Source organism: Paenarthrobacter sp. CAP02 (genome assembly GCF_040137855.1).
GTDB lineage: Bacteria > Actinomycetota > Actinomycetes > Actinomycetales > Micrococcaceae > Arthrobacter.
The window spans coordinates 18,842-44,608 of record NZ_JBEEII010000001.1 but is presented as its reverse complement, the minus strand read 5'-3'; the positions used below and the strand labels follow the sequence as shown (position 1 = coordinate 44,608).

30 protein-coding genes and 1 pseudogene are annotated in these 25,767 nt (G+C 61.6%); 18 read left to right on the top strand and 13 right to left on the bottom strand.

Annotation, left to right across the window (positions count from 1 at the left end; genetic code table 11):
- Positions 1-38: 38 nt before the first annotated feature.
- Genes ABHM97_RS00265 through ABHM97_RS00255 form a run of 3 tightly spaced genes read right to left on the bottom strand, consistent with a single transcriptional unit; the run spans position 39 to position 2,060 of the window.
- Positions 39-551 (bottom strand): hypothetical protein, encoded by a 513-nt coding sequence (locus tag ABHM97_RS00265; RefSeq protein WP_253030974.1) that lies wholly within the window; start codon positions 549-551, stop codon positions 39-41.
- Positions 548-1,627 carry a CHAP domain-containing protein gene (locus ABHM97_RS00260; RefSeq protein ID WP_253030973.1) on the bottom strand — a complete coding sequence of 360 codons (1,080 nt, stop codon included), beginning with the start codon at positions 1,625-1,627 and terminating at the stop codon, positions 548-550. Before ABHM97_RS00260 ends, ABHM97_RS00265 begins: the two co-directional genes overlap by 4 nt.
- The gene (locus tag ABHM97_RS00255) at positions 1,617-2,060 is read right to left on the bottom strand and encodes a hypothetical protein (protein ID WP_253030972.1); all 444 of its coding nucleotides are present in this window, start codon (positions 2,058-2,060) and stop codon (positions 1,617-1,619) included. The genes ABHM97_RS00260 and ABHM97_RS00255 overlap by 11 nt, the downstream gene beginning before the upstream one ends.
- 301 nt (positions 2,061-2,361) lie before the next feature.
- On the opposite strand from ABHM97_RS00255, the gene ABHM97_RS00250 reads away from it, so the two are divergent.
- The 4 genes from ABHM97_RS00250 to ABHM97_RS00235 all read left to right on the top strand — a co-directional run bounded on the left by ABHM97_RS00250 (position 2,362) and on the right by ABHM97_RS00235 (position 4,434).
- Entirely contained in the window at positions 2,362-2,634 is a 273-nt protein-coding gene (locus ABHM97_RS00250) for a helix-turn-helix domain-containing protein (protein WP_349469158.1), read from the top strand.
- Between the two features lie 105 nt (positions 2,635-2,739).
- A complete protein-coding gene (locus ABHM97_RS00245; RefSeq protein WP_253030971.1) occupies positions 2,740-2,946 on the top strand; it encodes a hypothetical protein in 207 nt (68 codons plus the stop codon).
- A 374-nt stretch (positions 2,947-3,320) separates the two neighbouring features.
- Positions 3,321-3,893 (top strand): hypothetical protein, encoded by a 573-nt coding sequence (locus ABHM97_RS00240; RefSeq protein ID WP_349469157.1) that lies wholly within the window; start codon positions 3,321-3,323, stop codon positions 3,891-3,893.
- A complete protein-coding gene (locus ABHM97_RS00235; RefSeq protein ID WP_349469156.1) occupies positions 3,844-4,434 on the top strand; it encodes a hypothetical protein in 591 nt (196 codons plus the stop codon). The genes ABHM97_RS00240 and ABHM97_RS00235 overlap by 50 nt, the downstream gene beginning before the upstream one ends.
- A gap of 41 nt (positions 4,435-4,475) precedes the next feature.
- Here the strand turns inward: ABHM97_RS00235 and ABHM97_RS00230 are convergent, their stop codons facing one another.
- Complete coding sequence (locus tag ABHM97_RS00230) at positions 4,476-4,661, bottom strand: DUF4177 domain-containing protein (protein ID WP_253030969.1); 186 nt, start codon at positions 4,659-4,661, stop codon at positions 4,476-4,478.
- A 506-nt stretch (positions 4,662-5,167) separates the two neighbouring features.
- Positions 5,168-5,380, bottom strand: coding sequence for a hypothetical protein (locus ABHM97_RS00225; protein WP_253030968.1), 213 nt, complete (start codon positions 5,378-5,380; stop codon positions 5,168-5,170).
- A gap of 259 nt (positions 5,381-5,639) precedes the next feature.
- Between ABHM97_RS00225 and ABHM97_RS00220 the strand changes: the two genes are divergently transcribed.
- The 7 genes from ABHM97_RS00220 (at position 5,640) to ABHM97_RS00190 (ending at position 13,907) form a co-directional block, all read left to right on the top strand.
- Complete coding sequence (locus ABHM97_RS00220) at positions 5,640-6,284, top strand: AAA family ATPase (protein WP_253030967.1); 645 nt, start codon at positions 5,640-5,642, stop codon at positions 6,282-6,284.
- Positions 6,275-6,574, top strand: coding sequence for a hypothetical protein (locus ABHM97_RS00215; RefSeq protein WP_253030966.1), 300 nt, complete (start codon positions 6,275-6,277; stop codon positions 6,572-6,574). Before ABHM97_RS00220 ends, ABHM97_RS00215 begins: the two co-directional genes overlap by 10 nt.
- 272 nt (positions 6,575-6,846) lie before the next feature.
- Entirely contained in the window at positions 6,847-7,197 is a 351-nt protein-coding gene (locus ABHM97_RS00210) for a TnpV protein (RefSeq protein ID WP_349469154.1), read from the top strand.
- 95 nt (positions 7,198-7,292) lie between these two features.
- The gene (locus ABHM97_RS00205) at positions 7,293-12,248 is read left to right on the top strand and encodes a helicase-like domain-containing protein (RefSeq protein ID WP_349469153.1); all 4,956 of its coding nucleotides are present in this window, start codon (positions 7,293-7,295) and stop codon (positions 12,246-12,248) included.
- An 81-nt stretch (positions 12,249-12,329) separates the two neighbouring features.
- Entirely contained in the window at positions 12,330-12,551 is a 222-nt protein-coding gene (locus ABHM97_RS00200; protein WP_253030964.1) for a hypothetical protein, read from the top strand.
- A gap of 430 nt (positions 12,552-12,981) precedes the next feature.
- Positions 12,982-13,776 (top strand): hypothetical protein, encoded by a 795-nt coding sequence (locus ABHM97_RS00195; protein WP_253031024.1) that lies wholly within the window; start codon positions 12,982-12,984, stop codon positions 13,774-13,776.
- A gap of 5 nt (positions 13,777-13,781) precedes the next feature.
- Positions 13,782-13,907 (top strand): hypothetical protein, encoded by a 126-nt coding sequence (locus ABHM97_RS00190; RefSeq protein ID WP_263659114.1) that lies wholly within the window; start codon positions 13,782-13,784, stop codon positions 13,905-13,907.
- A gap of 78 nt (positions 13,908-13,985) precedes the next feature.
- Here the strand turns inward: ABHM97_RS00190 and ABHM97_RS00185 are convergent, their stop codons facing one another.
- The 3 genes from ABHM97_RS00185 to ABHM97_RS00175 all read right to left on the bottom strand — a co-directional run bounded on the left by ABHM97_RS00185 (position 13,986) and on the right by ABHM97_RS00175 (position 14,930).
- Entirely contained in the window at positions 13,986-14,138 is a 153-nt protein-coding gene (locus ABHM97_RS00185) for a hypothetical protein (protein WP_253031023.1), read from the bottom strand.
- A 164-nt stretch (positions 14,139-14,302) separates the two neighbouring features.
- On the bottom strand, positions 14,303-14,617 hold the full coding sequence (locus ABHM97_RS00180) for a hypothetical protein (RefSeq protein WP_253031022.1): 315 nt from the start codon (positions 14,615-14,617) through the stop codon (positions 14,303-14,305).
- The gene (locus tag ABHM97_RS00175; RefSeq protein WP_253031021.1) at positions 14,598-14,930 is read right to left on the bottom strand and encodes a hypothetical protein; all 333 of its coding nucleotides are present in this window, start codon (positions 14,928-14,930) and stop codon (positions 14,598-14,600) included. The genes ABHM97_RS00180 and ABHM97_RS00175 overlap by 20 nt, the downstream gene beginning before the upstream one ends.
- 409 nt (positions 14,931-15,339) lie before the next feature.
- Here ABHM97_RS00175 and ABHM97_RS00170 point away from each other — a divergent pair, with 409 nt between their 5' ends.
- From ABHM97_RS00170 to ABHM97_RS00140, 7 genes and pseudogenes are all read left to right on the top strand, one after another.
- The gene (locus ABHM97_RS00170) at positions 15,340-15,948 is read left to right on the top strand and encodes a DUF6349 family protein (RefSeq protein WP_253031020.1); all 609 of its coding nucleotides are present in this window, start codon (positions 15,340-15,342) and stop codon (positions 15,946-15,948) included.
- A gap of 156 nt (positions 15,949-16,104) precedes the next feature.
- Positions 16,105-16,339: pseudogene (gene nrdH, locus ABHM97_RS00165) on the top strand (glutaredoxin-like protein NrdH).
- Positions 16,340-16,413: 74 nt separating this feature from the next.
- The gene (locus tag ABHM97_RS00160) at positions 16,414-17,028 is read left to right on the top strand and encodes a hypothetical protein (protein WP_253031019.1); all 615 of its coding nucleotides are present in this window, start codon (positions 16,414-16,416) and stop codon (positions 17,026-17,028) included.
- Positions 17,029-17,091: 63 nt separating this feature from the next.
- Positions 17,092-17,238 carry a hypothetical protein gene (locus tag ABHM97_RS00155; protein ID WP_161958259.1) on the top strand — a complete coding sequence of 49 codons (147 nt, stop codon included), beginning with the start codon at positions 17,092-17,094 and terminating at the stop codon, positions 17,236-17,238.
- 3 nt (positions 17,239-17,241) lie between these two features.
- Positions 17,242-17,529 (top strand): hypothetical protein, encoded by a 288-nt coding sequence (locus ABHM97_RS00150; RefSeq protein ID WP_253031018.1) that lies wholly within the window; start codon positions 17,242-17,244, stop codon positions 17,527-17,529.
- A gap of 23 nt (positions 17,530-17,552) precedes the next feature.
- Positions 17,553-18,065 (top strand): single-stranded DNA-binding protein, encoded by a 513-nt coding sequence (locus ABHM97_RS00145; RefSeq protein ID WP_349469152.1) that lies wholly within the window; start codon positions 17,553-17,555, stop codon positions 18,063-18,065.
- A 67-nt stretch (positions 18,066-18,132) separates the two neighbouring features.
- A complete protein-coding gene (locus ABHM97_RS00140; protein ID WP_253031016.1) occupies positions 18,133-18,738 on the top strand; it encodes a DNA-binding protein in 606 nt (201 codons plus the stop codon).
- A gap of 285 nt (positions 18,739-19,023) precedes the next feature.
- Here ABHM97_RS00140 and ABHM97_RS00135 read toward each other — a convergent pair whose 3' ends face one another.
- The 5 genes from ABHM97_RS00135 to ABHM97_RS00115 all read right to left on the bottom strand — a co-directional run bounded on the left by ABHM97_RS00135 (position 19,024) and on the right by ABHM97_RS00115 (position 25,699).
- Positions 19,024-19,146, bottom strand: coding sequence for a hypothetical protein (locus ABHM97_RS00135; protein ID WP_349469151.1), 123 nt, complete (start codon positions 19,144-19,146; stop codon positions 19,024-19,026).
- A gap of 15 nt (positions 19,147-19,161) precedes the next feature.
- Positions 19,162-19,800 (bottom strand): response regulator, encoded by a 639-nt coding sequence (locus ABHM97_RS00130; protein WP_253031015.1) that lies wholly within the window; start codon positions 19,798-19,800, stop codon positions 19,162-19,164.
- Positions 19,797-21,713, bottom strand: a complete 1,917-nt coding sequence (locus ABHM97_RS00125) for a hybrid sensor histidine kinase/response regulator (RefSeq protein WP_349469149.1) — start codon at positions 21,711-21,713, stop codon at positions 19,797-19,799. Before ABHM97_RS00125 ends, ABHM97_RS00130 begins: the two co-directional genes overlap by 4 nt.
- A 90-nt stretch (positions 21,714-21,803) precedes the next feature.
- Positions 21,804-23,576, bottom strand: coding sequence for a hydantoinase B/oxoprolinase family protein (locus ABHM97_RS00120; RefSeq protein ID WP_253031012.1), 1,773 nt, complete (start codon positions 23,574-23,576; stop codon positions 21,804-21,806).
- Positions 23,573-25,699 (bottom strand): hydantoinase/oxoprolinase family protein, encoded by a 2,127-nt coding sequence (locus ABHM97_RS00115; RefSeq protein WP_253031011.1) that lies wholly within the window; start codon positions 25,697-25,699, stop codon positions 23,573-23,575. The genes ABHM97_RS00120 and ABHM97_RS00115 overlap by 4 nt, the downstream gene beginning before the upstream one ends.
- Between the last annotated feature and the right edge of the window lie 68 nt (positions 25,700-25,767).

The window sequence follows — 25,767 nt, the reverse complement described above, 5'->3', positions numbered from 1 at the left end:
CTTCTTCCTTACGTGTGTGAGATGGAGAGGTGCGGCGCTTAGGACGTGGGTGGTGTGAGCCGGTTGACCTTCCACGGGGCTTCCGTGCCCGTGCGGAGCAGCTGCAGCGTGTAGGTCCCGGCATTGGTGGGGACAGCTGCCGTGACGCCGTAGCCGTTGGCTTCGTCGACGGTCAGCGTGGCCGGGCCGGTGACGAGGTTGGCCGGAATGTTGGCCGGGTCCACTGCCGAGTAGTCGGCGGTGGCCTGTGGTGTCAGCCAGCGGGCAAGATCGTTGGCCCATTGCTTTTCCTCCACGTTGGGGCGCGCGAAGTCGTCCATTGCCTTCTCAGCGATTTCCGCGGCTTTGTCTTTGCTGGCCTGATCCCAGGTGATGCCGGTGGAGGCTGGGACTGTTCCTCCGGGGGCCTGTGGTCCGCTGTTGGCGCTCAGTGAGACGGGGGCGGACGCTGTGGGCGTGGTGCTGGCTGGTTCTGCCGGTGTCGTGTTCGCTGCCGGTGCGCATGAAACGCAGAGCAGGGCCACGGTGAGCAGGGCCAAGGGCTTTTTCACTTTTTCTCCTCTTGAGTGGGCAGGTACAGGAAGGCTGAAGGGACGTTGCTGCTGACTGTCCGGGTGTAGTAGCTGTGGTCATCCGGGGCCGGGTTGCCGTTGTAGCCCTCTTCGACGTAGGTCCCGTCGTCACTGACTTCCTTGACCACCGCAACGTGGCCGAAGGTCGGGTCCGCTCCCCCGGTTCCGGGTGCGTACCAAACGACCGCGCCGGCCCGTGGGGTGCTGCCGGTGGGCCAGCCCTTGGCGTCCCAGCCGCTCTTCCACGTCAGAGCCGAGCCGAGGCCCTGCCCATCCGGGCGGAACGTGCCGTTGAGAAATTTGAAGGGTGCGCTGGCGGAACCCATCTGCTGGTTCACGCGCCACAGCGCGAAGTCAACGCACTCTCGGTTGTACATACCCAGCGGCGAGGTGCTGGCAGCGTTCGCTCCGACCTGCAACCAGGTGGGAGCGTCTTTCCACGGGTAGTCATCCCCGGCACCGGACTTTCCCGGGATGGCGCAGTCGCTGCCTTCCACGTCGAACTTTCCGTCCGAGAGTGCCTGGACGAGTTTGAGGGCCTCAGGCCAGTACTTCTGGTAGTGGTAAGGGTCGGCGTTGCGCTGAACTTTGTTACCGGCGAGGGTCGGCTCCAACAGCTCCCAACCCGGAACGGCCTTCAAAGCCTTGATGAAGTTCGTGGCGCTGGTGGTGGGGTCCATACGGTCTGCATAGGAGCCCCAAGCGCCGTTGTCGCGCTGCTGGAACAACCCACGGGAATCCGGGCCGGGTCCATCGCCATGGTCCAGGACACGCAACCCCGACTCCCCCAGGGAGACCATGACGCTGATCATCTGACCCTTCACGGACAGGTCCTGTGCCTGGCCGGCACCCATGATCGACGCGGCGTTCTTCAACTGTTCCTCGGTGTAGCCCTCGACCTTGGTGTTGCCATCGATGACAACAGAGATGGCCGGACCGCAGTGAGCCACAGCAGGTTTCGCGGGGGCCAACAGCAACAGCATGGAGAAGATCAGACCAAGGAACAGCCCGGGGATGGCAATGAGTGCCACCAGGCCAAGCGACTTACGCTGCATCAGGAAAGCCCTCGCCCCGGTTACGGAACCAGGAATCCTTGAGCCACAGAGGACCGGCGGCTTCGACGGTCAGGACGACGCCCGGGCGTCGAATCCGCAGCACCACGCCCGGGCGTCCATCCTTGAAGACTTCGGCCGCCCGGTGGGAGGTCAGTATGCCCGCGTCCTTCAGGTCTTTGAGGACACCTTCCAGGGAGTCCCCCAGCCCTGTACGGCGGGCAAGCTCGGCCTCGTAGGTCACGCAGGCAGCGCGCCCCTCAACGAACTCGCGCTCATCCATCAATTCCAGAAGTTCACTCAGTACCCGCACCTGCCCGGCGGGGACGTCCAGTTCAGCCACCCAGGACCGGAAGATCTCACGTTCCCGGATCGCCCGTTCACGCAGAGCGCCGTCCATCTGCCACGGCGTGCCAAACGGCAATAAACTCTTCAAAATCCGTCCCTCCCCCTTGGACATCGTTTCCACAGCCACCAGCTGCCACTGACATATTCCATTTGGTGGACCAACAGGCCATTGTCCACACGTTGAGCCGGAATCGCTTGTCACACAGCCTCTCTGTGTCAGTGGTCACGGCTATCTGCGTTCTTGTCTGTGCGACAGTTAAGACATTACCCTAAAACGACATTAAATGTAGTCTTATGGGAACCGCGGCAGAGTAAAACACAGGAAGTGACAAAATGATTGGATGCCCCGATATATTCGCCCCCCGAGCTCCCTGCCTAGGGACGTAGAAATGGCCATCGAGTCATTCGGGACGATGTTCTCCCGCGCGATACTGCGCCATCTCTCAATCCACGGCCCAACTGGGGCAGCAGACCTGGCTCGCGAACTCGGAACCGATCCAAACACGGCACGACGGACACTCCAGGGACTCGAAGACGCAGGCCTGGTGGAAGCCGATGTCCCCGCAGGTCAACGCCGAGGGCGGACCGTGACATTCACAGTCCTGCCTGAGCGCCTGGAGCAATTACTTGACGGCCTCAAGGATTACTTACGAGGGCGTTAAATGTTCTTCTTAGGAAGACACGCGGGCCGAATCCCGCGTAATGCATATTCTTAAGGCTATTTTCGATCTATGGCTACGAGACGGCGCAGGCATCGCGGAACAGCAATGGACAACGTCCAGCTCAATACGCTGGTGCCGAAGGAGGACAAAAACTTCTTCTTCGCCGTGGCCGACAACATGGGTGTGTCGACCGGCGAAGCCATGGAGCAGCTGATCGCTCATCTTCGGGCGGAGTTGCAGCCCGATGGACTGCCCTCCTGGTTCGACCGATCCCAACTACCGGAGACATTGCCGATGTCTAAAGCCAGTTAAAAGCTGAAGGCCCGCACTCGGCGGGCCTTCATCTAAGTATGCGTTCAGATCTCAGTTCTTGGCGGGACGTGATCTGAACCATTTCACTGCAGCTTCCTCTTGCGAGGACGCTCCCTTTGCTTTGTCAAAAGAAAGGACTTGCTGCGTCTATGGTACCGGACCTTATCCCGGCGTCAACGCATTCCGACGCGTATGTTGGCTCTCACGTCACCGACGCCGAACGTCGCCCGCGCCCCCAGCAACACTGCTCCACAACATCGTCTATGGAGGCCATCGCTGTACAGGGTTTACCCGGTCTGTGGAAACGCCGGGACCCCGCACACGTGGGAGATCACTCCAAGCGCACTGATGCACCGCGGCGCATCAACCGACTCATGGAACGGGACGAAGAAAACGTCCTCCGTGCCGTTCCGGAGGGCAGCTGCCCCCTCACCACCGGTTTTGACTGGCTAGACGCTATCCGGCAGCACCCCAAACTCGTCTGGCACAGGGCCGACTTCCGGCGGAACCTGCTGGCCGTGGCCGCACAGCTTCTCGTGGCCTACGACTACAACAGCCACACCGTGACCCCCGGGAATGATTACCTCATGGCCACCGCCGGTATCGGCGCCGGCACCCTGGGCCGCATCAAGCGCTGGCTGCGGCGTCACGGTTTCCTCGGCGTAGTAGCCGGCGGCCGCTCAGCCATCTACACACCCAAGACCGCGGACGGGAACTCCAACCTCTTCAAAGAGGGAGCAAGGCCGGACCGGATGGCCGACCGTGCCGTCTATGTGCTCTGCCGCCTCGCAACCGAGCAGGAGCTCGCGGAGTTTGGCGAGCAGGAAGTCCAGCGCATGGATTTCAAGTGCAGACTCGATCCACTCCTGCAGAAATTCCGGCAGCTTGTGGACATAAATGGCAACCCTAACCTGCCAAAAGGAAACTCAGCCCCCAAGGGGAAGTAAGGAGTGGGCTTCGCCCACACTGAAAGCCCATTTTGAGGCGGCAGCACGTGAGACAGCCAAGATCGAGGCCGCTCGTACAGACCTTCAATGGCCAATTACCGGAACGACAAGCGCCCCGGACGAGGCAACCCGATCCTTCAACGAGTTACAAGCCGCCCGAACCGTCCAATGGCACTCACCTCCACTACGGAAACTCCGGTCCAGGCACCTTGTACGGATACTGGCACCCTACTTCCGGGAGGACTACTCCCCCAGAGATGTCCTCCATGCCCTGGATTTCAAACCTGACGGATCGGCCCACCCACATGACGGTTTCGACGGTGCCCTGGACATCGCCCGCCTGCTCCAAAGCCGGCTCAACCACTGGCGCCTCAACGGACACCCCATCTACCCGCCCAGCAAACAAGCAGCCCGCCGCTCCCAGGAAGCAACGGCTCGGGCCATCGCCGCAGCGAAGGAAGAGAAGAAACGCCGCGAGCCAGATACAGAGGCGGTCAGCGCCTTCAAACGCGGCATTGCCCTGGTCAGAAGCGTCTTCTAAGCAGGTTGTCAGTGAGTGTGTTCAGGCTATCGAGGTCTCAGCTATCGCTTGGGACGACGGACCTGCACTGGCACAGTTTTGTAACCGATCTGCATGGCAGGCGCTCCGATCTGCACAATCTCCCAGCCTCGCTCGGAGAGCTTGGTGAGTTCCTTCGACTGTTGCTTGGACCGGTGGTCCACTTTGACGGCCTTGTACTCGTATTTAGTGGCCTCTGCGCTGCTCACGGAAATCCTTCGCTACGACTTCCCCGATAGGAAGGAACCAAGCTGTTTGGCGTGCTCGCGGCTGATCCAGAACGTGTGTGGCTTCTCGTTTCCGTCCGTAGCAAGACTCAAGGTCACGCCCGGTCCAACACCTTCGTCGAGGCTGAAATTTACAATCACAGGCGGCATGTCAGAGTCCATCAGTAACTCGTGGCTCGTGCTCTGGTACTTCCAAGGTTCCCCGGACTTGAGCTTCTGGAGGTGATCGCCGCACACGGCCGTCTCCATGAACACCTTCTCGTTGGTTGTAAACCTTCCGGCGGTCTCTTGCTCGCATCGAAGAACTGAACAAACAGCCAAGGTGTGTCTCCTAGTTGGTGGAGGTCTGATGGTGATCGCCTAATGCTAGTCGCTTACCCTGCCCCCAGTGTGGACCGCTTTGAGATTCATCCTCCGGTCTCCACCGGCCCACAACGGGGACAACGCAACGGCTCTGGTCTAAGGGTTGGTGAGGGGACTTAAGGGCCTCAGGCTTCGGGATAGCGGGCGAGGTGTGCCTCGGTCCGCCTGCGCTCGGCAGCTGTCCCGAAATACACGAACACAGACCAGAGCAGCGTAGAAATGCCAACACAGGCAGCGAGGATCCAGACCGGCCACCTGTATTCCTCAAAGAAGACCCCAGCAAGCATCAAGCTGACAATCAGCACAACCCTGTACAGCGACGCATTTAGAGCTTCCACGGTTGCCTCTCCCCCATTGTTGAATGGCCTTCACGGTAGCAGCCAGGCCACAACAAGGACCCTGAATTTGGTCAACGTCCCGTGGGCCCAGGCGCCCAAGGGGCAGCGGCGGGGGCGCCGAGTACTTGGTATCACGGTGATACCTCTATGATATTAGTATCAAATCAGTTTCAGCCTTATACTGTTTAGATATCGCCCCGCTACTATAGTTTCAAGCTGATATCGCCGCAGTATCATTGCTGCAGATGAGAGGACGACCATGCCAGTACTCCTTATAGCCAGTCAGAAGGGCGGGACAGGCAAAACCACGACGACCATCAACGTCGCGGCCGAGCTTGCCCGTAGAGGACGTGACGTCCTGATCGTTGACTGCGACAAGAGCGTTCAGTCCGCGTCCACGTGGGCTGCTGACCGCGCCCAGGACGACTCACTCCCCCGCGTCCATGCCATCCAGAAAACCGGCAACGTCCGGGAAGCTCTCAAAGACCTAGGCGCCCGGTACGACTATGTGATCGTGGACGCCCCTGGGCACGACAGCCAGGAAATGCGGACAGCGATGACCGTCGCGGACCTGATGCTCATCCCGGTGAGGCCCTCACAGTTCGACCTCGACACCATTCCCGGCATGGTCGAACTCATCGAGACCGCCAAAGACATGAACCCGAAGCTCAAAGTCGCCGCGCTGCTCACCCAGGTGCCCACCTATTCCTCTGCAACCGAGGAGGACGAGGCCAAGGACTTCCTGCGGGACTACCCGCAGATCCCGCGTATCGACGCGGCTCTGAAGATCAGGAAGGCCTATCGGGACAGCATCCCGGCTGGCAAGGGCGTCATCGAGATTTCGAACGGATCGGCCAAGGCCGAAGTGCAGGTACTAGTGAAGGAGATTGAGGAATGGCTATAAAGAAACGCGAAGCCCCCGCAGTGGCATCCACGGCGGTAGCTGGGGACGAGGACGCCGTAGCCAGGAGGGCCGAAGAATTCGGCAAAGGCGGCTACGCCCCCCAGGTCGACGAGGCTCCCCTGGACCCCAACGCCCCTGTCGGCCCGCAGGGCATCCTCTTCCGGTTCAACGACTACCAGAAGCAGCTGCTCAAGGAATCGGCAGACGCTGACAGACGCAGCCAACAGAAGCTGCTCGAATCCATCATCTGGCCGGAACTGGAACGCCGCCGGGCTACCCGCAACCAGTAGCAAAGCAGTATCACAGCAGTATCTAAAAAGTATCAGCCCAGTATCTATGCGGTATCTCAATGGTTTCAGTGTGGACACCGGTCGAGATGACGGAAGCTGCCGACGCGGGGGAGTGGTCCCCCTGTGACAGGTGATATCAGTGAATCCCCGCTAGCGTGAACCCCCGGACCACACGAGGCACCAGGGGGAGATGTCCATGGCGGGGCGTAAGAAACAAATCGATGGCCAGTTGAGCTTTGAAGCTCTATGGGCGGCACCCGAGGAGGATCGCAATGAACAAGTACGGCAGGCAGGCTCAGGAAGCCTGGAAGACAGCCAGTCCCACACGCTACAGCCAGATCCAGGACCCGGAGGACTTCTTCACCAAGCTGGGGGAGGAAGCCCAAGAACAAGTGGACGGGCTGCTGATCAAGATCGCGGGACCGGACCCGAAGGGGGAGGGTTACCTGGAGAAGGTAGGCCGGCTGAACGCAGCGCGGAACCAGGCCGAGGAGATCGTCCGCTACGACCTGCTCTCGCCACCGGAGACGGAGGACGAGGAGGAAGAGTACGTGAACCCGAGTATCCAGGAGTACCTGGACTCGATGGCGGAAGCGGACAAGCTGCGCCAGCAGCTCTACTAGAAACCGGGACGGGCAGATACCGCCCGTCGTCCCAGGAAGAACTGGCCCCGTCCGGTGCCCGCGGCCGTATTCGGGCGAACCTTGAAGCCCTCGAGGTGCTGCAGACGCTGCAGAACGAGGACCGATCCGCCACGGAGACCGAAAGGGCGTCACTGGCGCGGTGGGGAAGTTGGGGAGCGCAGGGTGTCTTCCAGATATTCGATGAATCCCGGGAGGAATACACCGGGGACCGCGAGCATCTGCGCAGCCTCCTGACCGAGGCCGAGTACGACGCCGCGCGCCGGACCACGATCAACGCCCACTACACCGATGCCGCCTACGTCCAGGCCATGTGGTCCACCGTGCAGGAACTGGGCTTCACCGGGGGCACTGTTCTGGAACCGGGATCCGGGGTTGGAACGTTCATGGGCTTTGCCCCGGACACCGCCGAGATGACCGGTGTGGAGCTGGATCCGACCACGGCGGCCATCTCCCAGGCCATTTACCCGGAGGCCACCGTCCGGGCCGAGTCTTTTGCTGATACCAAGCTGCCGACCGGTCACTTCGACCTTGCCATCGGCAACGTGCCCTTCGCTAACGTCAAGCTTCACGATCCCCGCCACAACGCCGGCGGCCACTCGATCCACAACCATTTCATCCTCAAATCCCTGGAAATGACCCGCCCCGGCGGGCTGGTGGCCGTGCTGACGTCCAGCTTCACGCTGGACGGCACGAACCCGGCAGCCCGCAGGGAAATGAACCAGCTGGCCGACCTCGTGGGCGCCGTGAGGTTGCCCACCGGTTCCCACCGGAAGGCAGCCGGCACGGACGCCATGACGGACCTGTTGATCTTCCGCCGCAGGGAACCTGGCCAGGAACCGGCCTCCACTCTTTGGGAGACCGTCACCGCCCGCCGGATCGACGGGACTATTACCCGCCTGAACTCCTACTTTGACGAGTACCCCAACCGCCTGTTGGGCGAGCTTCACGTCAGCCATGGCATGTACGGGGCCGAGACCCTGCAGCTGACCACCGATGACCTCTCAGCCGTCCCGGCCCGCCTGAACGGTGCCCTGGCTGATGTCGTTAACGAAGCTCGGTCCGCAGGACTGGTCATGACAGAGCGGACCGTCGAGCAGGAACGCCAGCGCGCCGCCTACGTCCCGGCCGCCACCCACGAATGGGACGGCCACATCAGCGCCAAGGACGACGGTTTCACCGTTGTCCAGAACGGCTCCCACTCCGACCTCGCAGTACCCAAAACCCAGGCCGTTGAACTCCGCGCCCTGCTGGGGCTGCGCGACGCCGGACGGACGCTGCTCACCGCAGAAGCCGAAAGCCGCGACGAAACCGCCGAGATTGATTCCCTGCGCGATCAACTCAAGACTGCCTACAGTCAGTACGCGGACACCTACGGGCCGATCAACCGCTTCACGCTCCGGGACACCGGCCGCGTGGATGAAGAGACGCAGGCGCCCGTCCAGGCCCGCATCACACCACGGGCAGTTTCCATCGTCTCCCGTGACCCGTTCGGGCCTCTGGTCATGGCCTTGGAAAACTTCGATGAAGCCACACTGACAGCCTCCCCGGCTGCCCTGCTCTCCACCCGTCAGGTCCAGCCCCGCCGCCCGGTCCTTGGTGTGGACACCGCCGAAGAAGCCCTCACCGTCACCCTCGATACCGTGGGAGAGGTTGACCTGGACTACGCCGCATCCCTACTGGGCATCAGCCGGGACGAAACACGGGCCGCCATGAGGGAGAGCATCTACGAGGTCCCCGGCACCGAGGAGACTTACCAGACCCGGGCCGAGTATCTGTCCGGAAACGTGCGGGAAAAGCTGGAAGTCGCCCAAGCGTCCGCGCTCTCGGACGACAGGTACTCCGCCAACGTCCAGGCCCTCACCGAAGCCATACCGGAACCGCTGCGCATGGACGAAGTGGAAGCCCGTCTCGGCGCGGTCTGGATCGACGCCGGCACCCACCAGGAGTTCGTCCGGGAAATCCTGAACGACCCCTACGCCACCGTCTCCAACGCAGCCGGGTCCATGTGGGACGTCAAAGCCAACCGCCATACCCTTGCGGCCACCAGCAACTGGGGCACCCAGCGGATGCCCGCGTCTGACGTCCTCAAGCAGGTCCTGGAACAGCGGCCCGTCCGCGTCACTGATGAAGGCGAGGACAAGCGCCGCATCCTGAATCCCACCGAAACCGCAGCAGCCCAGGAGAAAGCCCAGCTGCTGCAGGAGCGTTTCAGCGAGTGGGTCTGGGAAGAACCGGAACGGGCCACCCGGCTCATCGACGAATACAACCGCCGCTTCAACTCCATCGTGCTGCGCGACTACAGCACCGAGGGGGAGCGGCTGACCCTCCCCGGCATGGCCAAGGACTTCTCACCACGCCCGCACCAGCGCGCGGCCGTGGCCCGGATGCTCTCCGAGCCTGCCGTGGGCCTGTTCCACCAGGTCGGTGCAGGCAAGACCGCCGAGATGGTCATGGGCGTCATGGAGCTGCGGCGCCTGGGCATGGTCAACAAGCCAGCCGTCGTGATCCCGAACCACATGCTGGAACAGTTCGCCCGCGAATGGCTCCAGATTTACCCCCAGGCCCGCATTCTTGCCGCATCATCGGGCGACCTCGCCGGGGACAACCGCCGCCAGTTCGTCGCCCGCGCGGCCGCCAACGAGTGGGACGCCGTGGTCATGACCCGCACCGCTTTCCAGCGCGTCAGCCTCAGCCCCGAAGCCGAAGCTGCCTACGTCAATGCTGAAGTCATCCAGATGCGGGCCGAGCTGGAAGCCGCGAAAGAGAACGGCCAGGACAATGGCCGCGCCAACGCCAGTATCGTCAAACGCCTGGAAAAGGCCGTCCTGTCCCAGGAAGAAACCCTCAAAGCCAAACTCGACACCCCCGCAGACCCCGGGATCAGCTTTGAAGAGACCGGCATTGACTACCTCGTCGTGGACGAGCTGCACGACTACAAGAACCTCCGGACCCCGAGCAACATCCCCGGCGCCGGAATCCAAGGCTCCAACCGTGCATCCGACCTCCACATGAAGACAGAGTTCCTGCGCCAACGCGAAGGACGCCGCGTGATCACCGGAGCCACGGCAACACCCATCGCCAACTCGGTCACAGAAATGTACGTCATGCAGCGCTACCTGCGCCCGGACCTGCTCCGGGCCACCGGGATCCAGGACTTCAACACCTGGGCCGCCACGTTTGGCCAAGTGGTCGAAGAAATGGAACTCTCCGTAGCCGGCGGTGACCGGTTCAAGCTCAAGAGCCGGTTCGCTAAATTCCAGAACGTCCCCGAGCTGCTGAAAATGTTCCACACTTTTGCGGACGTCAAAACCGCCGAAGACCTGAAACTGCCTGTCCCGGCCCTTGCCCCGCGCGCCGGCGACGGGTTGCGCCAGCCGAACATGCTGGCCGTGGAGCCCAGCCCCGAGCTGCGCGAATACATCCAGGACATCGGGAACCGCGTGGACCGTATCCAGCAACGGCTGGTGGACTCCGAGGAAGACAACATGCTCAAAGTCTCCTCAGACGGCCGCAAGGCCGCCCTGGACATGAGACTCGTTGACCCCACGCTCTCCCAGCAGGGTCCCACGAAGATCAGTGCGACCGCTGACCTGCTGGCCAGCGTGTACGAAGAACACAAGGACCGCATCTACACCGACCCGAAAACCGGCGAGCCGGACCCGGTTCCCGGTGCCCTGCAGCTGGTCTTCTGTGACTTCGGCACACCATCTGAGCGGTGGAACGTGTACGGCGAACTCAAAGACCAGCTCCGCCGCCGAGGCGTACCTGAACACATGGTCCGGTTCATCCACGAAGCCAAGAACGACACCGAGAAGGGACGGCTCTTTGCCGCCGCCCGTTCCGGCCAGATCGCCGTGCTGGTGGGATCGACCTCGAAAATGGGTGTTGGGACGAACATTCAAAAACGTGCCGTGCACCTGGTGGACATGGACGCCCCGTGGCGGCCCTCCGACGTCGAGCAACGCCACGGCCGCATCATGCGCCAGGGAAATCTGAACCCCGAGGTCCGCATCTCCCAAGTGGTGACGAAGGAATCCTTCGACTCCTTCATGTGGCAGGGACTTGAACGCAAGTCCCGGTTTATCAACCAGATCATGCGCGGCCGCCTGGACGTCCGGGAAATCGAGGACATCGGGGACAACACCCTGAACTTCGCCCAGGCAAAAGCCATCACCAGCGGTAACCCGCTGGTGCTGGAAAAAGCCGTCGCAGACCAGGAACTTGCCCGGCTGAGCCGTCTGGACCGGGCCTACAACCGCAACATGGTTGCCGTTGCCCACACCAAGCGCGGTGAGCAGTCTGCGGCCGAGGCAGCATCCCATGACTTGCCACTGATCCAGGCGGCCGCCGGCCGGACGGTAGACACCACTGCGGATGCCTTCAACGTCCGCATCGACGGCAAAACCCTAGACAACCGCGGTGACGCCGCAGAAGTGCTCCGCGCATGGGCCGGACGGCACGGCCACCGGCTCATGAATCTCTACGGCTACGACGAGCTCGGAACCATCGCAAACCTTGGTGGCCACGAACTCCGCGCCAAACTCGTGCCAGCACGCGACCTTGACCACGCCACGGTCGAAGTGCGCATCGAAGGAGTGCCCAGGGCAACCACCCAGATCGCCCGCAGGAGCCTGCTGTCAGCCGATATCGGCACCATCAGACAGCTTGAGAACAGGGTTTCCTCCCTGCCCCGACTGATAGCCGACGTCGACGGACGCCGACAGGAAGCTCTCTCCCGGGTCGAACAGGCAGAAAAGGCACTGGCGGAACCCTTCAAGTACGTCGACGCACTCAAAGCCGCCCGGGGGGAGTCCGCACGCATCGACCAGCTCATGGCCGACGCGGCAAAGCCAGAAGAACCGGAAAAGCCCGAACTCCCAGCCGAAATAGACCCCCGAATGGAAAAGATGCAACGGCTAATGAATGCATCCTTCCCGCAACGACCAGGCACGTCCCCCTCTGCCACTACGACGGCCCAGCAGCGGCCGCCAGAGCAGCGGCAGCAGCGGCACACCGAATACGGGCGCTAGCCCGATCCCGGCAACACGGAAGCTCTGTACAGCAACGAGCTGTGCAGGGCTTCCTTATGTGTCTCTAGCGAGGAAACCAACATGATCCACCATCCTGATGGTGCTAGATCGAGCCTTCCCACCCACGTGCTGAGATATCGACGCATGTCTATTGGTATGGACCTAAATGAACAGAACCAGCGTCAGCCTGAGAACCGCAGCGCCAACTGGATGGAGGTGCTTCTGTTTGGCGGGGCAATCCACCTGATTGAAATTGGTATGGATCGACTCGGAGTATTGGCCGGCCTCATGCCCCCGGGCTAAGAGTCACTGCGTACGGATAACGATGAGCCGGTGTTCATCAGGAATTAGCTGCAAGAGCGCCGCGTGCGCTGCGGGGTAGTCCTCACCAATTGCCGATATGCGCTCTCGGCTGCCGTCGGGGGCCTCAATAGTGCCTGTTAGTTCCACTGATCCAGCCTAGCGGCGGTAGGCCCCTACAGGGCCGCCAGGCGGGCCTACGTTGGCGGCGGGCGATACCCGGCAAAATATTTCAAGTCGCATGGGTGATCTTCCCCCACGGCGGGAGTTGGCGGCTTAAGCGACGACTGGCCTTTTGGCATTGTTAACAGGTGTTTGCATCGGTAATCCTATTTGGAATTTGTTAACGGTCGTTATATAGCACCCGCCAAGACCGCATCTCACCCATAGAAGCGCAACCGTTCGCCGCGACTTCTAGTGCTTAGATCAAGGAATGACAAAGCAACCCAGACAGCTTCAAGACAAGGCAACGCGAACCCTATTGCAGGACAAATCGATACAAACCCTGCTGGACGACTCCAAACGGAAGAAGAACGTTCCAATCCGGACCGACTTCGTTCAACTCCTGGAAGGGAAAACACCAGGTGCGCTCGGAGCCCTCATCAACTCAAGTAACGGTCGTTCATTGGACTTGTATCTGCTCCACCGGCTAGCCGCATCAGCCACCCCGTGGGACACCAAACGTGATGCCGCTGTTTGGTCACGTGCCATGGGGCTCGGGGACGGCCCCTACGGGAAGGACGCTGTGTCCCGGTGCTGGGCCAAACTAGCCGAACGGAAGCTCATTCTCCGCGAACGAGAGTCCAAACAAGCCAAAATCACGACCCTCCATGAGAACGGTAAGGAAGAACCCTACACGGCGCCGGCGGGAAAATATTTCACACTGCCCTTGGAGTACTGGACGGATAACTGGTACCGAGAACTTACCGTGCCGGGCAAAGCCGTCCTTCTCGTGGCGCGGTCCTTACGTCCTGGCTTCTATTTGCCCGGTCGTCTCGTCAAGAAGTGGTACGGATTTTCTCCAGATGTCCTTACCGACGGCATCAAAGACCTGCAGAACCACGAACTGATCACGTTCGAAAACAGGACCAGGGAAGACTACGGAACAGAGCAGATCACGTTCACAGAGCGTCACTACAGCCTAAAAGGGCCGTTCGATAAGCCCTCGAAGGGACAGATTGACCTGAACGAGTTGTTCTCTGGCATTTTCACGAGAGAGAGGGGGTGATATTAGTGAGTGAAGTTCAGTCCGAAACCTGGAAAGCCGAGACCGTCCACCTGTGGGTAAACACAGCAAGCGTGGTGGTCTCGGCCCTGATCCCGGTTATCTGGGACCTCGTCCGCGGTATCGCAAACTAATCACCTAATCAGGACGTGGGGGATCGTTTCAGTTGACGCTAAGCGCGCCCTCACGTCCGCAATATCGATTCTACGCAGTCATGCCCGCGCTTGTTCAGAAATCCGGCGCCACAACACCAAGGCCACCAGACTATTCAGGAAAGCGATGAAGATATCGCCGGCAGCCGGTCGGCCGATGACGAGATCGAGGGCAACCAGCACCAGAGATCCCGTTGTCGCAACGGTGAACACAACGGCAAGGATCCATAGGGCTCGCCATGACAGCCGCCCACTACCGTGCCGCACTCGGTCATGGCGGCCAGGAAGCGGGGCCGGATCATTCATGCCCCCAACCCTACTCAGGAGAAAGTGCCGGGCCCGGAACGGGTTGGCATGAATGATCCCCGAAACCTCCGCTAGTTTTCCGTGATGGATTCCAACAGCCACTGCTCCGCCAACGGGTCCCGCCGCAGCTCGAAGGTCCGCAGCGCCTCTGACGACGTGCCTAGGCGGACCTGTACCCGCCAATGCTCAATGTCCACGACGTTCCCGACGCCTACCGGGACAGTCCGCTGGGTCAGCCACCAGGAATCCCTCGTAAACCAGTGCAGCGGCTCTGCCGCCACAGCCCATACCCGCCCGTCGTAACGGACCGCCAGGGGAATGCCTGCCGCCGTAAACCGGACGTCCACGGGAGCGTCGAGGATCGTTTCACTTACTGCTGCTGTCACGGTTGGTCCGCTCTCCCAAATTCCTGTTCATCAACTCTTCCCGGCGGGTGACCGCCGAACTCCACACCCACGTCCGGTACGTCACCGGGCCGTCCTTCCAGGTCACTTCGGCGGCCTTGGCTGTCCAGGCGAACACTTCTCCGTCCACCAACTCCGCGCAGTTCGGAAATCTGATCCACGCCTTCACTGGTATTCCCGGATACCCGTTCTTGGACGGGAAATGCTCGAAATCAAGCTCCTCCACCGTCAGCCCAATCGGGCCGGCACGGCGAGCGTACTGCGCCTGCAGCTGGGTCGCTTGCTCCCGGTTCACTAACACACCTTATCGAATATGTGTTCGAATGACACACCGAAAAAATAGGCCGGACGGCCTCCTTTTAGTGTGCAGTGGGGGTCTGACAATCTTCCAGGATCGGCAGAGTTCCCCATGGTCCAAGCCTGTCGCCGCCGACGCACCACCGGGTGGGGTCAGGTTCTTTTCAGCAGGGACGACGCAATGGTCGGGCGGGGAGCAGCGGCCCGCACGCATCGGAACCTTGGGGCGCGGTGGAGATATGAGGGAGGGCGAAGAATCCGCGTAATTACGGGGATTTACCTTGAGTGCGTACTATCAAAACGATATCATTATAGTATCAACAAGATATAAAGCGGGTGGGTCCTGCGGACACAGAACCCACCCTCGCCAAGCGACTCTCATCCCTACGCAATAAGGAGATTGGACCATGACAGCAACAGATGTGCTGACCGGCCAGCTTGACCTTCTCACCCTACTTGAACTGCAAACCCTGCCCACGGCCCCGCTGCACTTCACCGTTGGCCACTACCACCCGGACGAGCTGGACGCCGCCTATGAGTACCGGGCCAAAAGCGAGGGGCGGATGGGGGTATCCAACTGGAGCCGCCAGTGGAATGAAAACCAGACGGGCAGGAACGTCACTGCCGGATCCGCCCACCGCACCTTCACCTACGGAGCGGACCTGCGCTGCAACGAGCACTGGCGCAACCCGGACTGCCAGTGCATGGGAGACCTCCTGTACCGCGTCCACTGCCACGACTGCGACTGGTGGGGAGGAATCCACGAGAACGAGAACCAAGCCGTGGAGGACATGCTCAACCACTGCTGGCCAGGATGGCAGTACCTGCCACTGGTCACGTCAGCCATGAAGCCCAACGGGGGATACAAATTCAACGTTCCTGAGGACTACCCCAAGGAATGGCAGTATCCCGGAGCGCCGGTCAGGACGGCACGGACGGCTATGAGTGGCCGCTACGTCCCCGGACGCAGCCCATGGGGCGGGTACGACGTAGGAGTCATGGAAGCCGGCGAATAGCCAAAGGAAGGGCGGGACCGGAATCCCGCCCTTCCTAGTATTCACGGGAAAAACAGCCGCTGCCACTATTCATAGTGATATCAAAGTGATATCATAATAGTATCAAGAAGGCAGACGAGCGAAACCAGAACCGACGAAAAGATGGAGCTGATCCCTATGACGGTCACCGTGTACACCAAGCCAGGATGCGTGCAGTGCGACGCAACCGAGCGGGGCACTGGGAAAGAAAGCCATTGCCCACCAGACGGTAGATATCTCGACCGACGCCGAAGCGCTGGACCGCATCAAGACACTGGGCTACCTGCAAGCTCCCGTGGTCGTCACCGACCAAGACCACTGGTCCGGATTCCGACCAGACAAGATCGAGGAACTGGCTCAGCTGACCGCTTAGCCGCTCCCCACCAACGTGCAGACGCTGCGGACACAGCACCTGCCGGACCCCCCTTCCTACGCAAGGAGAACACCATGAAGAAGCACACCCTGACAGCCGGCCCCCGCGTCGAAACCAACTCCGCAGACATGCTGCACGTGACCATCACCGTCCGGGAATCCTCCGAACGACGCGCCAACGTCACCATCAGTCGCGAAGGCTTGGAATCCTGGGTACGGGCACACCACGAAACCCCCGTCATCACCACAGCCCGGCTCCACCAGTACATCGACGTGATGCACGGTTCGGGGATGCTCCCCACAATCACCGCCAAGACATCCGGGCGAGAACACGAAGTGACCGATATTGAACCGCTGGTATTTGATCGGCGCGCCATCGACTCAGGAATCTACGGGGACCAGCACGCCGAAACGCTGCTGAAAGCCAATCCTTTCCTTGTCTGCTCGGACCAGCTGCCCGAAGTGCACGACATTGACGGCCATCATGTCGCAGCCCTCTACCGATCCCCGGAGAACGACGAGCCGGCAACCAGGTTGATCCTCGACGACAAGGGCTCCATGAGCAGACTGGAAATCTGGGAACACCGGGGGAGCGCCCCGGACGTCCGCGCCGGTTCGGACTGGACCGACATCGAAGGTTCCGCCCTTTGGGAAGACCTTCTCGCCGCTGGAATCCCCACCACCGACTAAAGACCACCCGGCACCCGGAGGAACACGCCCCGGGTGCCGGGCCACCAAGCTTTGGAGGACACCATGACCATCTGGTTCGCCATCTACGACTCACACCAGGGCAAGACAAAGATCAAGGCAACCACCACGGAAGACGAGCTTCACCGCTGGCTGGAACAGAACACCCACTCATTCCGCGAAGTCCGCCAAATCGCCACGGCAGAGGTATAGGCCATGGCACGAAACAGCAGCTTTCCAAGCAAGATCACCGGCTACCTCGAACCACCACAGGGACGGCGGGACCCCACCGAACCACATCGAAGCAACTTCTCCGGCTGGTCCGCACACGGACGCGGTACCGTCGCAGAGATCATCGACTTCTATTCCCAGCCCGAATACGCCGAAGAGGGCAAACCGATCAGCGGCGACCTCACCCAGCGGTTCCTGGCGTGCGAGAAAGGCACTGGCTGGCCAAAGTATGGCGACATCCCCGATATCAAACCACTGAACGCACTGTTCTAAACCGAGAGAAAAGGGCAACACCAATGTCAGGCGAAACCACTATTACCGTGATTGGCAACCTCACTTCCGACCCAGAGCTGCGCTTCACCCCCTCGGGATCCGCGGTGGCAAACTTCACCATCGCCTCCACGCCCCGGACCTTTGACCGGCAAAGCAACGAATGGAAAGACAGCGAGACCCTGTTTCTCCGGGCGTCCGTCTGGCGCGAAGCGGCAGAGAACGTGGCCGAGTCCCTGACTAAGGGCATGCGGGTCATCGTCTCCGGACGATTGAAGTCCCGCTCCTACGAGACCAAGGAAGGCGAAAAGCGCACCGTGATCGAACTGGAAGTGGACGAAATCGGCCCTTCCCTCCGGTATGCAAATGCGAAAATCAACCGCACCCAGCGCAGCACCGCCCAGGGGGGACAAGGAGCTGGTGGGTTCGGCAACCAGGGCAACACTGGGCCGACAGGCCAAGCGGCGCCGCAGGAAGACCCCTGGGCCACACCACAGACCAGCGGCGCCGGCGGCCCGGACTCCGAGCCGCCATTCTAAAGCATTGAAAAGTAGTAGTAGGAGTAGTATCGTTACTACTCCTACTACTTTTTTGGGAGAAACCGCCATGACGACGAGTGTGAAAGACCGCGTCTTTGCCGCCGCCGAGCAGATCAGCGCTGAGCGCCGCCCGACCGTCTCCACGGTCCGGGCTACCGCCGGCGTCAGCAACGCGGACGCTACCCGCTACCTGAAGGAATGGTCAGAGGAGAAGCTCGCCGCCGGGGGACAGGTGGCAGCGACGCCGCCGGCCCTGCTCGAACAGGCCACGCGGCTCGCCGCGGCCTGCTGGGCTGACGCCTCTACGCTGGCTTCCGAGCGGCACGCCGCCGTCGAGACGGCCTGGGCGCAGGAACGCAAGGACAAAGACCTGGAAATCGCCGAGCTGGTGGCGGACCTGGACAAGGCAGCCGCGGAGAAGGAATCCGCGGCCGCCGAACATCAGGCCCGCATCACCGCTCTGCAGTCCACGGCGGAGGCTTTGGAGCAACGGCTGGCCGCCCTGGGCACTGAGCTGGAAGACACCCGTGCAGCAGAACGCGCTGCTGCCGGCGCGGCAGCGGAGGCGGAGAAGAAGCTCGCCAGTGCCGAGGCACGTAGCAGCACACTGGAGAAGGTGCACAACGCCTTGTTGCAACGGGTCGCCCCGGAGGCGAAGCCCTCTGATGTCTAAGAAGAACAAATGCTACATCCAAGCCAAGGGCCCGACTTAGTTTCAGGGATGGCTCGATCCGGCAGCCTTTGCACGGAATCGGTCGTTTGCGTGCACGGGTCAAGCCGGACGACGCAAGCTTCCCGACTCCGCGCTAATTCGCGGAACCCGGACAGCGCCCTTTGCACGCAACCGTGCACGAAACCGGAAAATGAACAACGCGGCCCTGTATTGAGTTTCGTGCACGCTTGCTAACCTGAGCCCAGCGGCAACAATGTCATTTTCAGAAGACAACTGCACGAAATGTCAGAAGTCGACTGCACTGGCTACGACGGACGTCCACAGGTCCAACTCGGTGGACGCCGTTCCAGGTCCATTGAAGTGGGATGCAAGTACGCCCACTTGCAGTTCACGATGCTTCGTGCGCATGGCGGTCGGTGATTGTTAGCGCAGGAAGCCGCGGCGGATGGCTTGCGCGACGGCGGAGGCACGGTCGGAGACATCGAGTTTGTCGTAGATGTGCTGGAGGTGGGTCTTGACGGTCGCCAGGGAGATGTGGAGTTCGCTGGCGATTTTTTGGCCCGAGTGCCCGTCAGCTGCGAGTCGGAGAATCTCGACTTCCCGGGAGGAAAGAACCGGCTTCTCCGGGGTGTCCTTGCGGGTGCGGAGTTCCCGGGCGAGAAGGTCCTGGGCGAAGGCGGCGATGACGGTTCCGCCCGCGCCGACCTGAAGGACGGCGTCGGTGATCTCGTCAAAGGATGCGGCTTTCTCGAGGAATCCTCGTGCGCCGTGGGCGAAGGCCCGGTAGACGGTCGTGCTGTCCATGTAGGCGGTCAGCACGAGTATGTGGGTCGGCGAGCCTTCGGCGAACAGCAGTTCCAGGACCTGCATGCCGTCGAGTTCGGGCAGTTTCAGGTCCATGACTGCCACGTCGGGATTCAACTTCCGGATGGCCGCCAGTGCGCTTCTGCCGTCTCCTGCGGATCCCACGACATTGATCTGCGGTACTGCCTCCCAGTTTCGGGCCAGCCCTTCCCGGTACACGGGGTGGTCGTCGGCGATGAAGACGGTGAGGATCTTCATGGCAGCGCCAAAGCGCTGCGGATGGTTCGTGCGAAGTGGTGGATTTCAAAGGGCTTGGTGAGGTAGTCCAGGATTCCGATGCCGCGCAGCTCTGCGATGCGGGCAGGCGTTGCATCGGCCGAGAGGACAATGACGGGGATTCGTCGTGTGCGTTCGTCCTGCTGCAGCTGCTTCACGACCTCAATGCCTGACATGTCAGCCAGGTTCACATCCAACAGGATGAGCTGGGGGGAAATCTCGCGGGCGAGGGCGATTCCGGATCTGCCGCTGGTCGCGGAGACGAGGTTGAGGTCGCCCATCCCGGCAATGATGTTCTCGACCAAGCGGATATTGGCGTAGGTGTCCTCGATATGCAGGATGGTCGCCTCTGCCCCGCCGGGGATGACGACCGTTCCGATCCCGGATTCCGGTACTGGGACTTCTTCCTCCGGTTCGGGCCCGAGCGGCATCTCAACGAAGAAGGTCGATCCTTCTCCCGGGGCCGTGTGTTCGATGCCCAGGACACCGCCCATTTCCTCGACCAGCTTCCTGGAAAGCGCCAGCCCCAGACCCGACCCTTCGACCTCAGCGGCCTGGGCCAGCCGGACGAAGGGCGTGAACAGCCGTTGAACGTCGTCTTCGGACATGCCGGGGCCTGTGTCCGTGATGAGGAAGCGAAGGGATCCCTCTGCGAGTTCGCACCAGACGCGGACCGCACCCTGCGCCCTGTTGAACTTAACGGCGTTTCCGAGCAGGTTCAGGAAAACCTGCCGGAGCCGTTGGGTGTCGGCCAGAATGTAGCGGTGCAGGGCACCGTGCAGGTCGCTCGCGATTTCAATATCCTGGGCCGCCGCGAGCGGGCGCATGAGCTCGAGGGCCTGGTGGATGGATTCGATGGCTCGCACGGGGGTCGTGGCAATGCCGGGGGCTCCTGCTTCAATCCAGGTGATGTCAAGCACGTCGTTGACGAGGGAGAGCAGATGGTTGCCGGCATCAAGGATGTGGCCGGCGCTTTCGGCTGCCCTGGGGCTGAGCGGGAGGTCCTGAAGCAGCTGGGCGAAGCCGAGGATGGCATTCAGCGGTGTGCGCAATTCGTGGCTCATCCTGGACAGGAACTCACTCTTCGATCGGTTGGCGCGTTCTGCCTCGTGCATGGCGTCGCGGGCCGCTCTCTCGGCGCGTTTGCGGTCGGTGATGTCGGTGGAGATCGCACCGAGCGCGTAGGGGCGGCCCGCATCGTCGATTAGGGGGAACTTGATGGAGAGCCAGCGGCTGTCCTCGTCAGGGTCGGTCCGGTCGCCTATTATCGCGAGCGGTTCTTCGACTTCAATGGAATCGCAGGTTCTGATCACCATGTTGTCGTTATCGCGGTAGACATCGGCGATCGGTCCGGCGAAGAGATCGTGATCGGTGAGGCCGATGATTGATTCCGCGCTCGTGCCAAAGCGCCTGGCGAAATAGTCGTTGACGATGACGTACCGCCCGCTGAGGTCCTTGGTGTACATCAGGGCCGTCGAGTTGTCCAGAAGGTCCTTGAGCTGCCGGATCGTCGAATGCAGATCATGCTCTGTGGACTCCTGCTCTGTGAGCGCCCTGAGCTGGACAACCACGTATTCAGCCGGGTCATCTGGCACGCTGAAGGGCCTGCCCCTCAACCGGAAGGCTCCCTGATGTTCACCTAGCTGGACGGAAACGGTGTGAGGCTCGGACGTCGTGGAGAGAGAGGCGGCCACCAGTTTGCTAAGGGCTGCCCCTGGCCTGATCGCGGCGCCTTGGTCCGTTTTAGAACTTTCCTGGAGCAGTACATCAAACTCGCTGTTCCCGTCGAGAAACACCAGCCTGTCGGCGCGCTCCTTGCGGAAGATGGCAGTTGCGAGCGGCACCGCATCGAAGGCGGCCCTTTTCAGCCGATCAGAGGCTTCTTTTGAGCTCACGGCCACATTCTTTCACAGCTAACGGGCATGCCACGGGTGCCTGACCCTGTGGTGTTCAGTTCAGACACCCGTGACACCTATGCTTCCTGGTTAGGCCGACGCGTGGCGTGCGCGCAGGCGGGACGTTTCAGCGGCATCGATCTGCAGTTCAGCTGTCGCCTGCTCATTGGTGAAGGCCACGCCGTACACTTCCCGGGCCCGCTCGAAGGAGACGAATCCGGACAAAACGTCCTGCCTGACGCGTTCAGTTTCGCGCTCGAAAGCCGGACCGTAGCCGCCACCGCCGGTGGAGTGCTGTCCGATTTCCTCGCCGGGCTGGAGTGTAATGGTACCCAGAGGCCGGATCTCGGTTTCCTTGCCATCGCGGTCCAGTTTGAACGGGATGTTCCGAGCAGCTGGGAGGCCACCTTGTGTACCGCGCGGAGGGAACGAGACACAGTCAGTTACGTAGGCGACCTCCATGGGGTCCCATTTCGGGCCGAAATGCACCGTGGCACCGGGGGCCCCGCGCCTGCGCCCGGCGCCTTCGGAGTCTTGGCGGATACGCAGTTCACCCACACGGAAGGGATACTTCAGTTCCGACAGCTCCACGCTGTCGCGGAACATGAGTCCGGCAGCGACTGCGAGGCCATAGGTGACCCAACCATCAAAGTCGGGGTTTGCCGGTCCGCCCTGGGATCCCAGAAAGACCTGGTTGACGAAAGCCGCGTCGTTCTGTCGACGGTCGGTGCCGGAGACCACGGAGAAACCCGGGCCAAGGCCGGTTGCTCCCTCTGCTGCCCCAAATCCGTCCCACGCGTCGGCGATTGCTTTCTGCGTGGTGACGGTAAGGCGGTCACCGATGTTGGTGGTCGCCACCGACGTCGAGTGCGGGAACTGGGGGCGACCGACGATGCAGTTGTCGCGCAGCAGCAGCTCAATGCGGCGGAAGGACCCGGAGTTGGCAGGAATCCCGGATTCCAGCGAGTTGAACACGCCTGTCATCACGTTGCTTACGGTGCAGGCCTCAGACTCGTTGATGCCTGCCGGGACACAGTCGATATTGTCCGTCAGGTCCAGCTTGACGCGCCCTCCGGCAGGGTCGACCGTGATCTTTACACGGATCTCGACGCCGTCCGGAAGAATGCCTTCGATCGGATCGTGCTTCCCTATGCCAAGGGTCGTCCCTGCGGGCAGCTTGGCAATGGCCTGCGCCATCTTCTCTTCCGAGTAGTCCATCCAGTCTTTGATGAACTGCTTGACGATGTCCTTCCCGTAACGTTCGCACAGTTCCTTGAGCCTGGCTTCGGCGACTCTCGCCGCCCCGACCATGGCGAGGTAGTCGCCGTACCACTGGTCGGGGATACGGATGCGCGAACGGCACATCCGGATAATGTCGGCAACATCCTGGCGGTCCTTCTGGACCCTGACACACGGGAAGACGATCGCCCCTTCCTGGTAGACGTCCTTGGCGAACGGCATGTAGGTTGAAGGCTCCGAGTTGCCGGCGTCGGCCTGATGGGCCTTGGCGAGGGTCGTGAACATGTGCTCGCCCTCGAAGAACACGGGCACAAGGATCGTGTGGTCGGCCGCGTGAGAGTTTCCGCGATACGGGTCGTTGTGCAGGAACGCGTCACCGTCCGCCAGATCAGCGTGCAGCTCGGTCATGGCGCCCGTCATCAGGTGCGCACCGAAGATGTGGCACGGGAGGCCTTCTGCGGATGAGAGCAGTTCGTTCTCGCCGGTTGTGATGGCGCAAGAGAAGTCCCGCGCCATGTTCAGCACCCCGCTGCGGCCTGTGCGAAGCAGAGTGTTCTCCATTTCCCGCACGATGCTGTCGAACCGGTTGGAGATGACGGCCATCAGAATGGGGTCGGTTTTCATGCGTGTGCCTCCTCGGCGGCGACAAGCTCTGCGGCCTGGTCGTTGGTTCCTGCATCGATGATGAAATCGCCGCTCGTCGCGACGAATACGGTGGCACCCGGGTCTACGACGAGCGTCGTGGTGGCCAGGAAGATGATGGCGGGACCGAACACCGTTGTGCCCGCTTCAAGTGATTCGCCTTGGTACACGGGCGTCTCCGGCACATCGGCGGCGGCGAAAAGCACGGTTCGGTGCCGAACCGGTTCGGCAGGGCGGCCGTCGCCCTTCTTGACCGGTACGGATGGTTTGTCCAGCACTGCGGTGACCCGCATCTTCCAGACAAGGCATTCGATCTGCTCGGCGGGGTCGTTTACGGCGAAGACGCGCAGGTGCTGCCGGTGGAACTCCTGATTCAAAGCCTGGACGTCGTTATGGCTCTCGATCCGGAGTCCGGGAAGGGGTGTTTCAAGTTCCCACACCTGGCCCGGGTAACGGGCATCGACGCTAAGCGATTTACGCACTGTAACCGGTTCGAGGGAAGCGATGTCTTCGATGAATGCATCGGCCTGCGCTTCAACGGCCGCGAGTGCACGGTTCACGGATTCGATGTCAAAGTCCCGCGACGAAGCGAAGGAACTCACGGTGAAGTCCGAGATGATGTCCGCGTTCAGCGCACCTGCTGCCGAGAGCGCGCCGGCGGTCATGGGCAGGACGACCTGCTGGACGCCGAGTTCGCGGGCGATCTGGATGATGTTGACTCCGCTCGCGCCGCCGCCTGCGACGATGGACAGTTCCCGGGGGTCGATGCCCTGCGAGACCGTCATTTCCCGGACCGCGGAGACGATGTTCTGGCTTGCGAGGATCAGCGCGCCCCGTGCAGCCTGCTCGATGGAGACGCCGAGCCGCTCGGCCACGGGTCGCAGTGCCTCGCGGGCCGCCGGAACGTCAAGCCGCAGCTTGCCTCCAATGAAACCGTGCGGGTCAAAGTACCCCAGCACCAAAGCTGCGTCCGTGATGGTCGGGAGCGTACCTCCGCGGCCGTAGCACGCCGGCCCTGGGTCAGCGCCGGCGCTCTCGGGACCGACGCGGACGAGTCCGCCGCCGTCGACGCTGATGATCGAACCGCCGCCGGCGCCGATGGAGCGGACGTCGACGGACTTCGTTCCAGTGATGTGACCGGTCCATTTCTGGCCTAGCCAGGTGTCCGCGCTGTAGTGGATGTTGCCGTTGCTGATCAGACCGGCGTCGAAGGTGGTTCCGCCGGTGTCGCAGACCAACAGGTTCGGTTCCGCGTCCTTGAGCGTATTGATGCCGGCCTGAAGGGCGGTAAGCGGAGCCATCGAGGGTCCGGAACCGACGCTGTAGATCGGCCGCTCGATCATCTTGTCGACAGGCCACGAACCGCCAAAGCTTGTGGATATCAGGAGTTTCCCGGCAAAGCCGTGGGCACGGAGGTCATCGGAGAGTTCCCCGAGGAAGCTCTGCATCAGGGGCTTCAACGAGGCGTCGATCACAGTGGAAGACGAGCGACGGTACTCGCGCAGTACCGGGTTCAGCTGGTGGCTCAGGGTGTAGGGGATACCCGGCAGGTGTTCGTCCAGAAGTTCCCCGACACGCAGCTCGTTCTCACCGTTGACGGTGGACCACAGCAGGCTCACCCCGACCGCGTCGACACTGTGGATCCGACACTGGTCGATGGCACGCAAAACGCTTGCCTCGTCCAGGGGGCTGAACACTTCGCCGCTGCTGTCGATACGCTCATCGATCTCGAAAGTCAGATAGCGGGGAACGTAGGGGGCGCTGAATTCGCGCTGGGAGAACGCTCCACCGAGCTTCCCGCCCTCGCGCAACAACAGGGTGTCCGGGAATCCTGCCGTTGTCAGAAAAGCAGTACGCGCAGTCTTGTGTTCGACGATGGCATTCGTGGACCGGGTCGTCCCATAGGCAAAGTGCGACGCGTCCGCGAGAAGGGCTGAGGTGCTGACACCAAGCTCGGTCGCCACCTGCTCGATGGCCTGGGCAATTCCATCGAAGGCACGCAGGTACGTCGTCAGCGCCTTTCCGATGTGGATGGTTCCGTCATGGTCGGTGATAACAACGTCCGTGAACGTACCACCGGTGTCAACTGAAATTCTGTAGGCCACAATGTCCTCTGTTCTTTGTTCTTGCGGCTCCCGCTCCCGCGGTCGCTTCGTTGATCCCTGGGGAATGT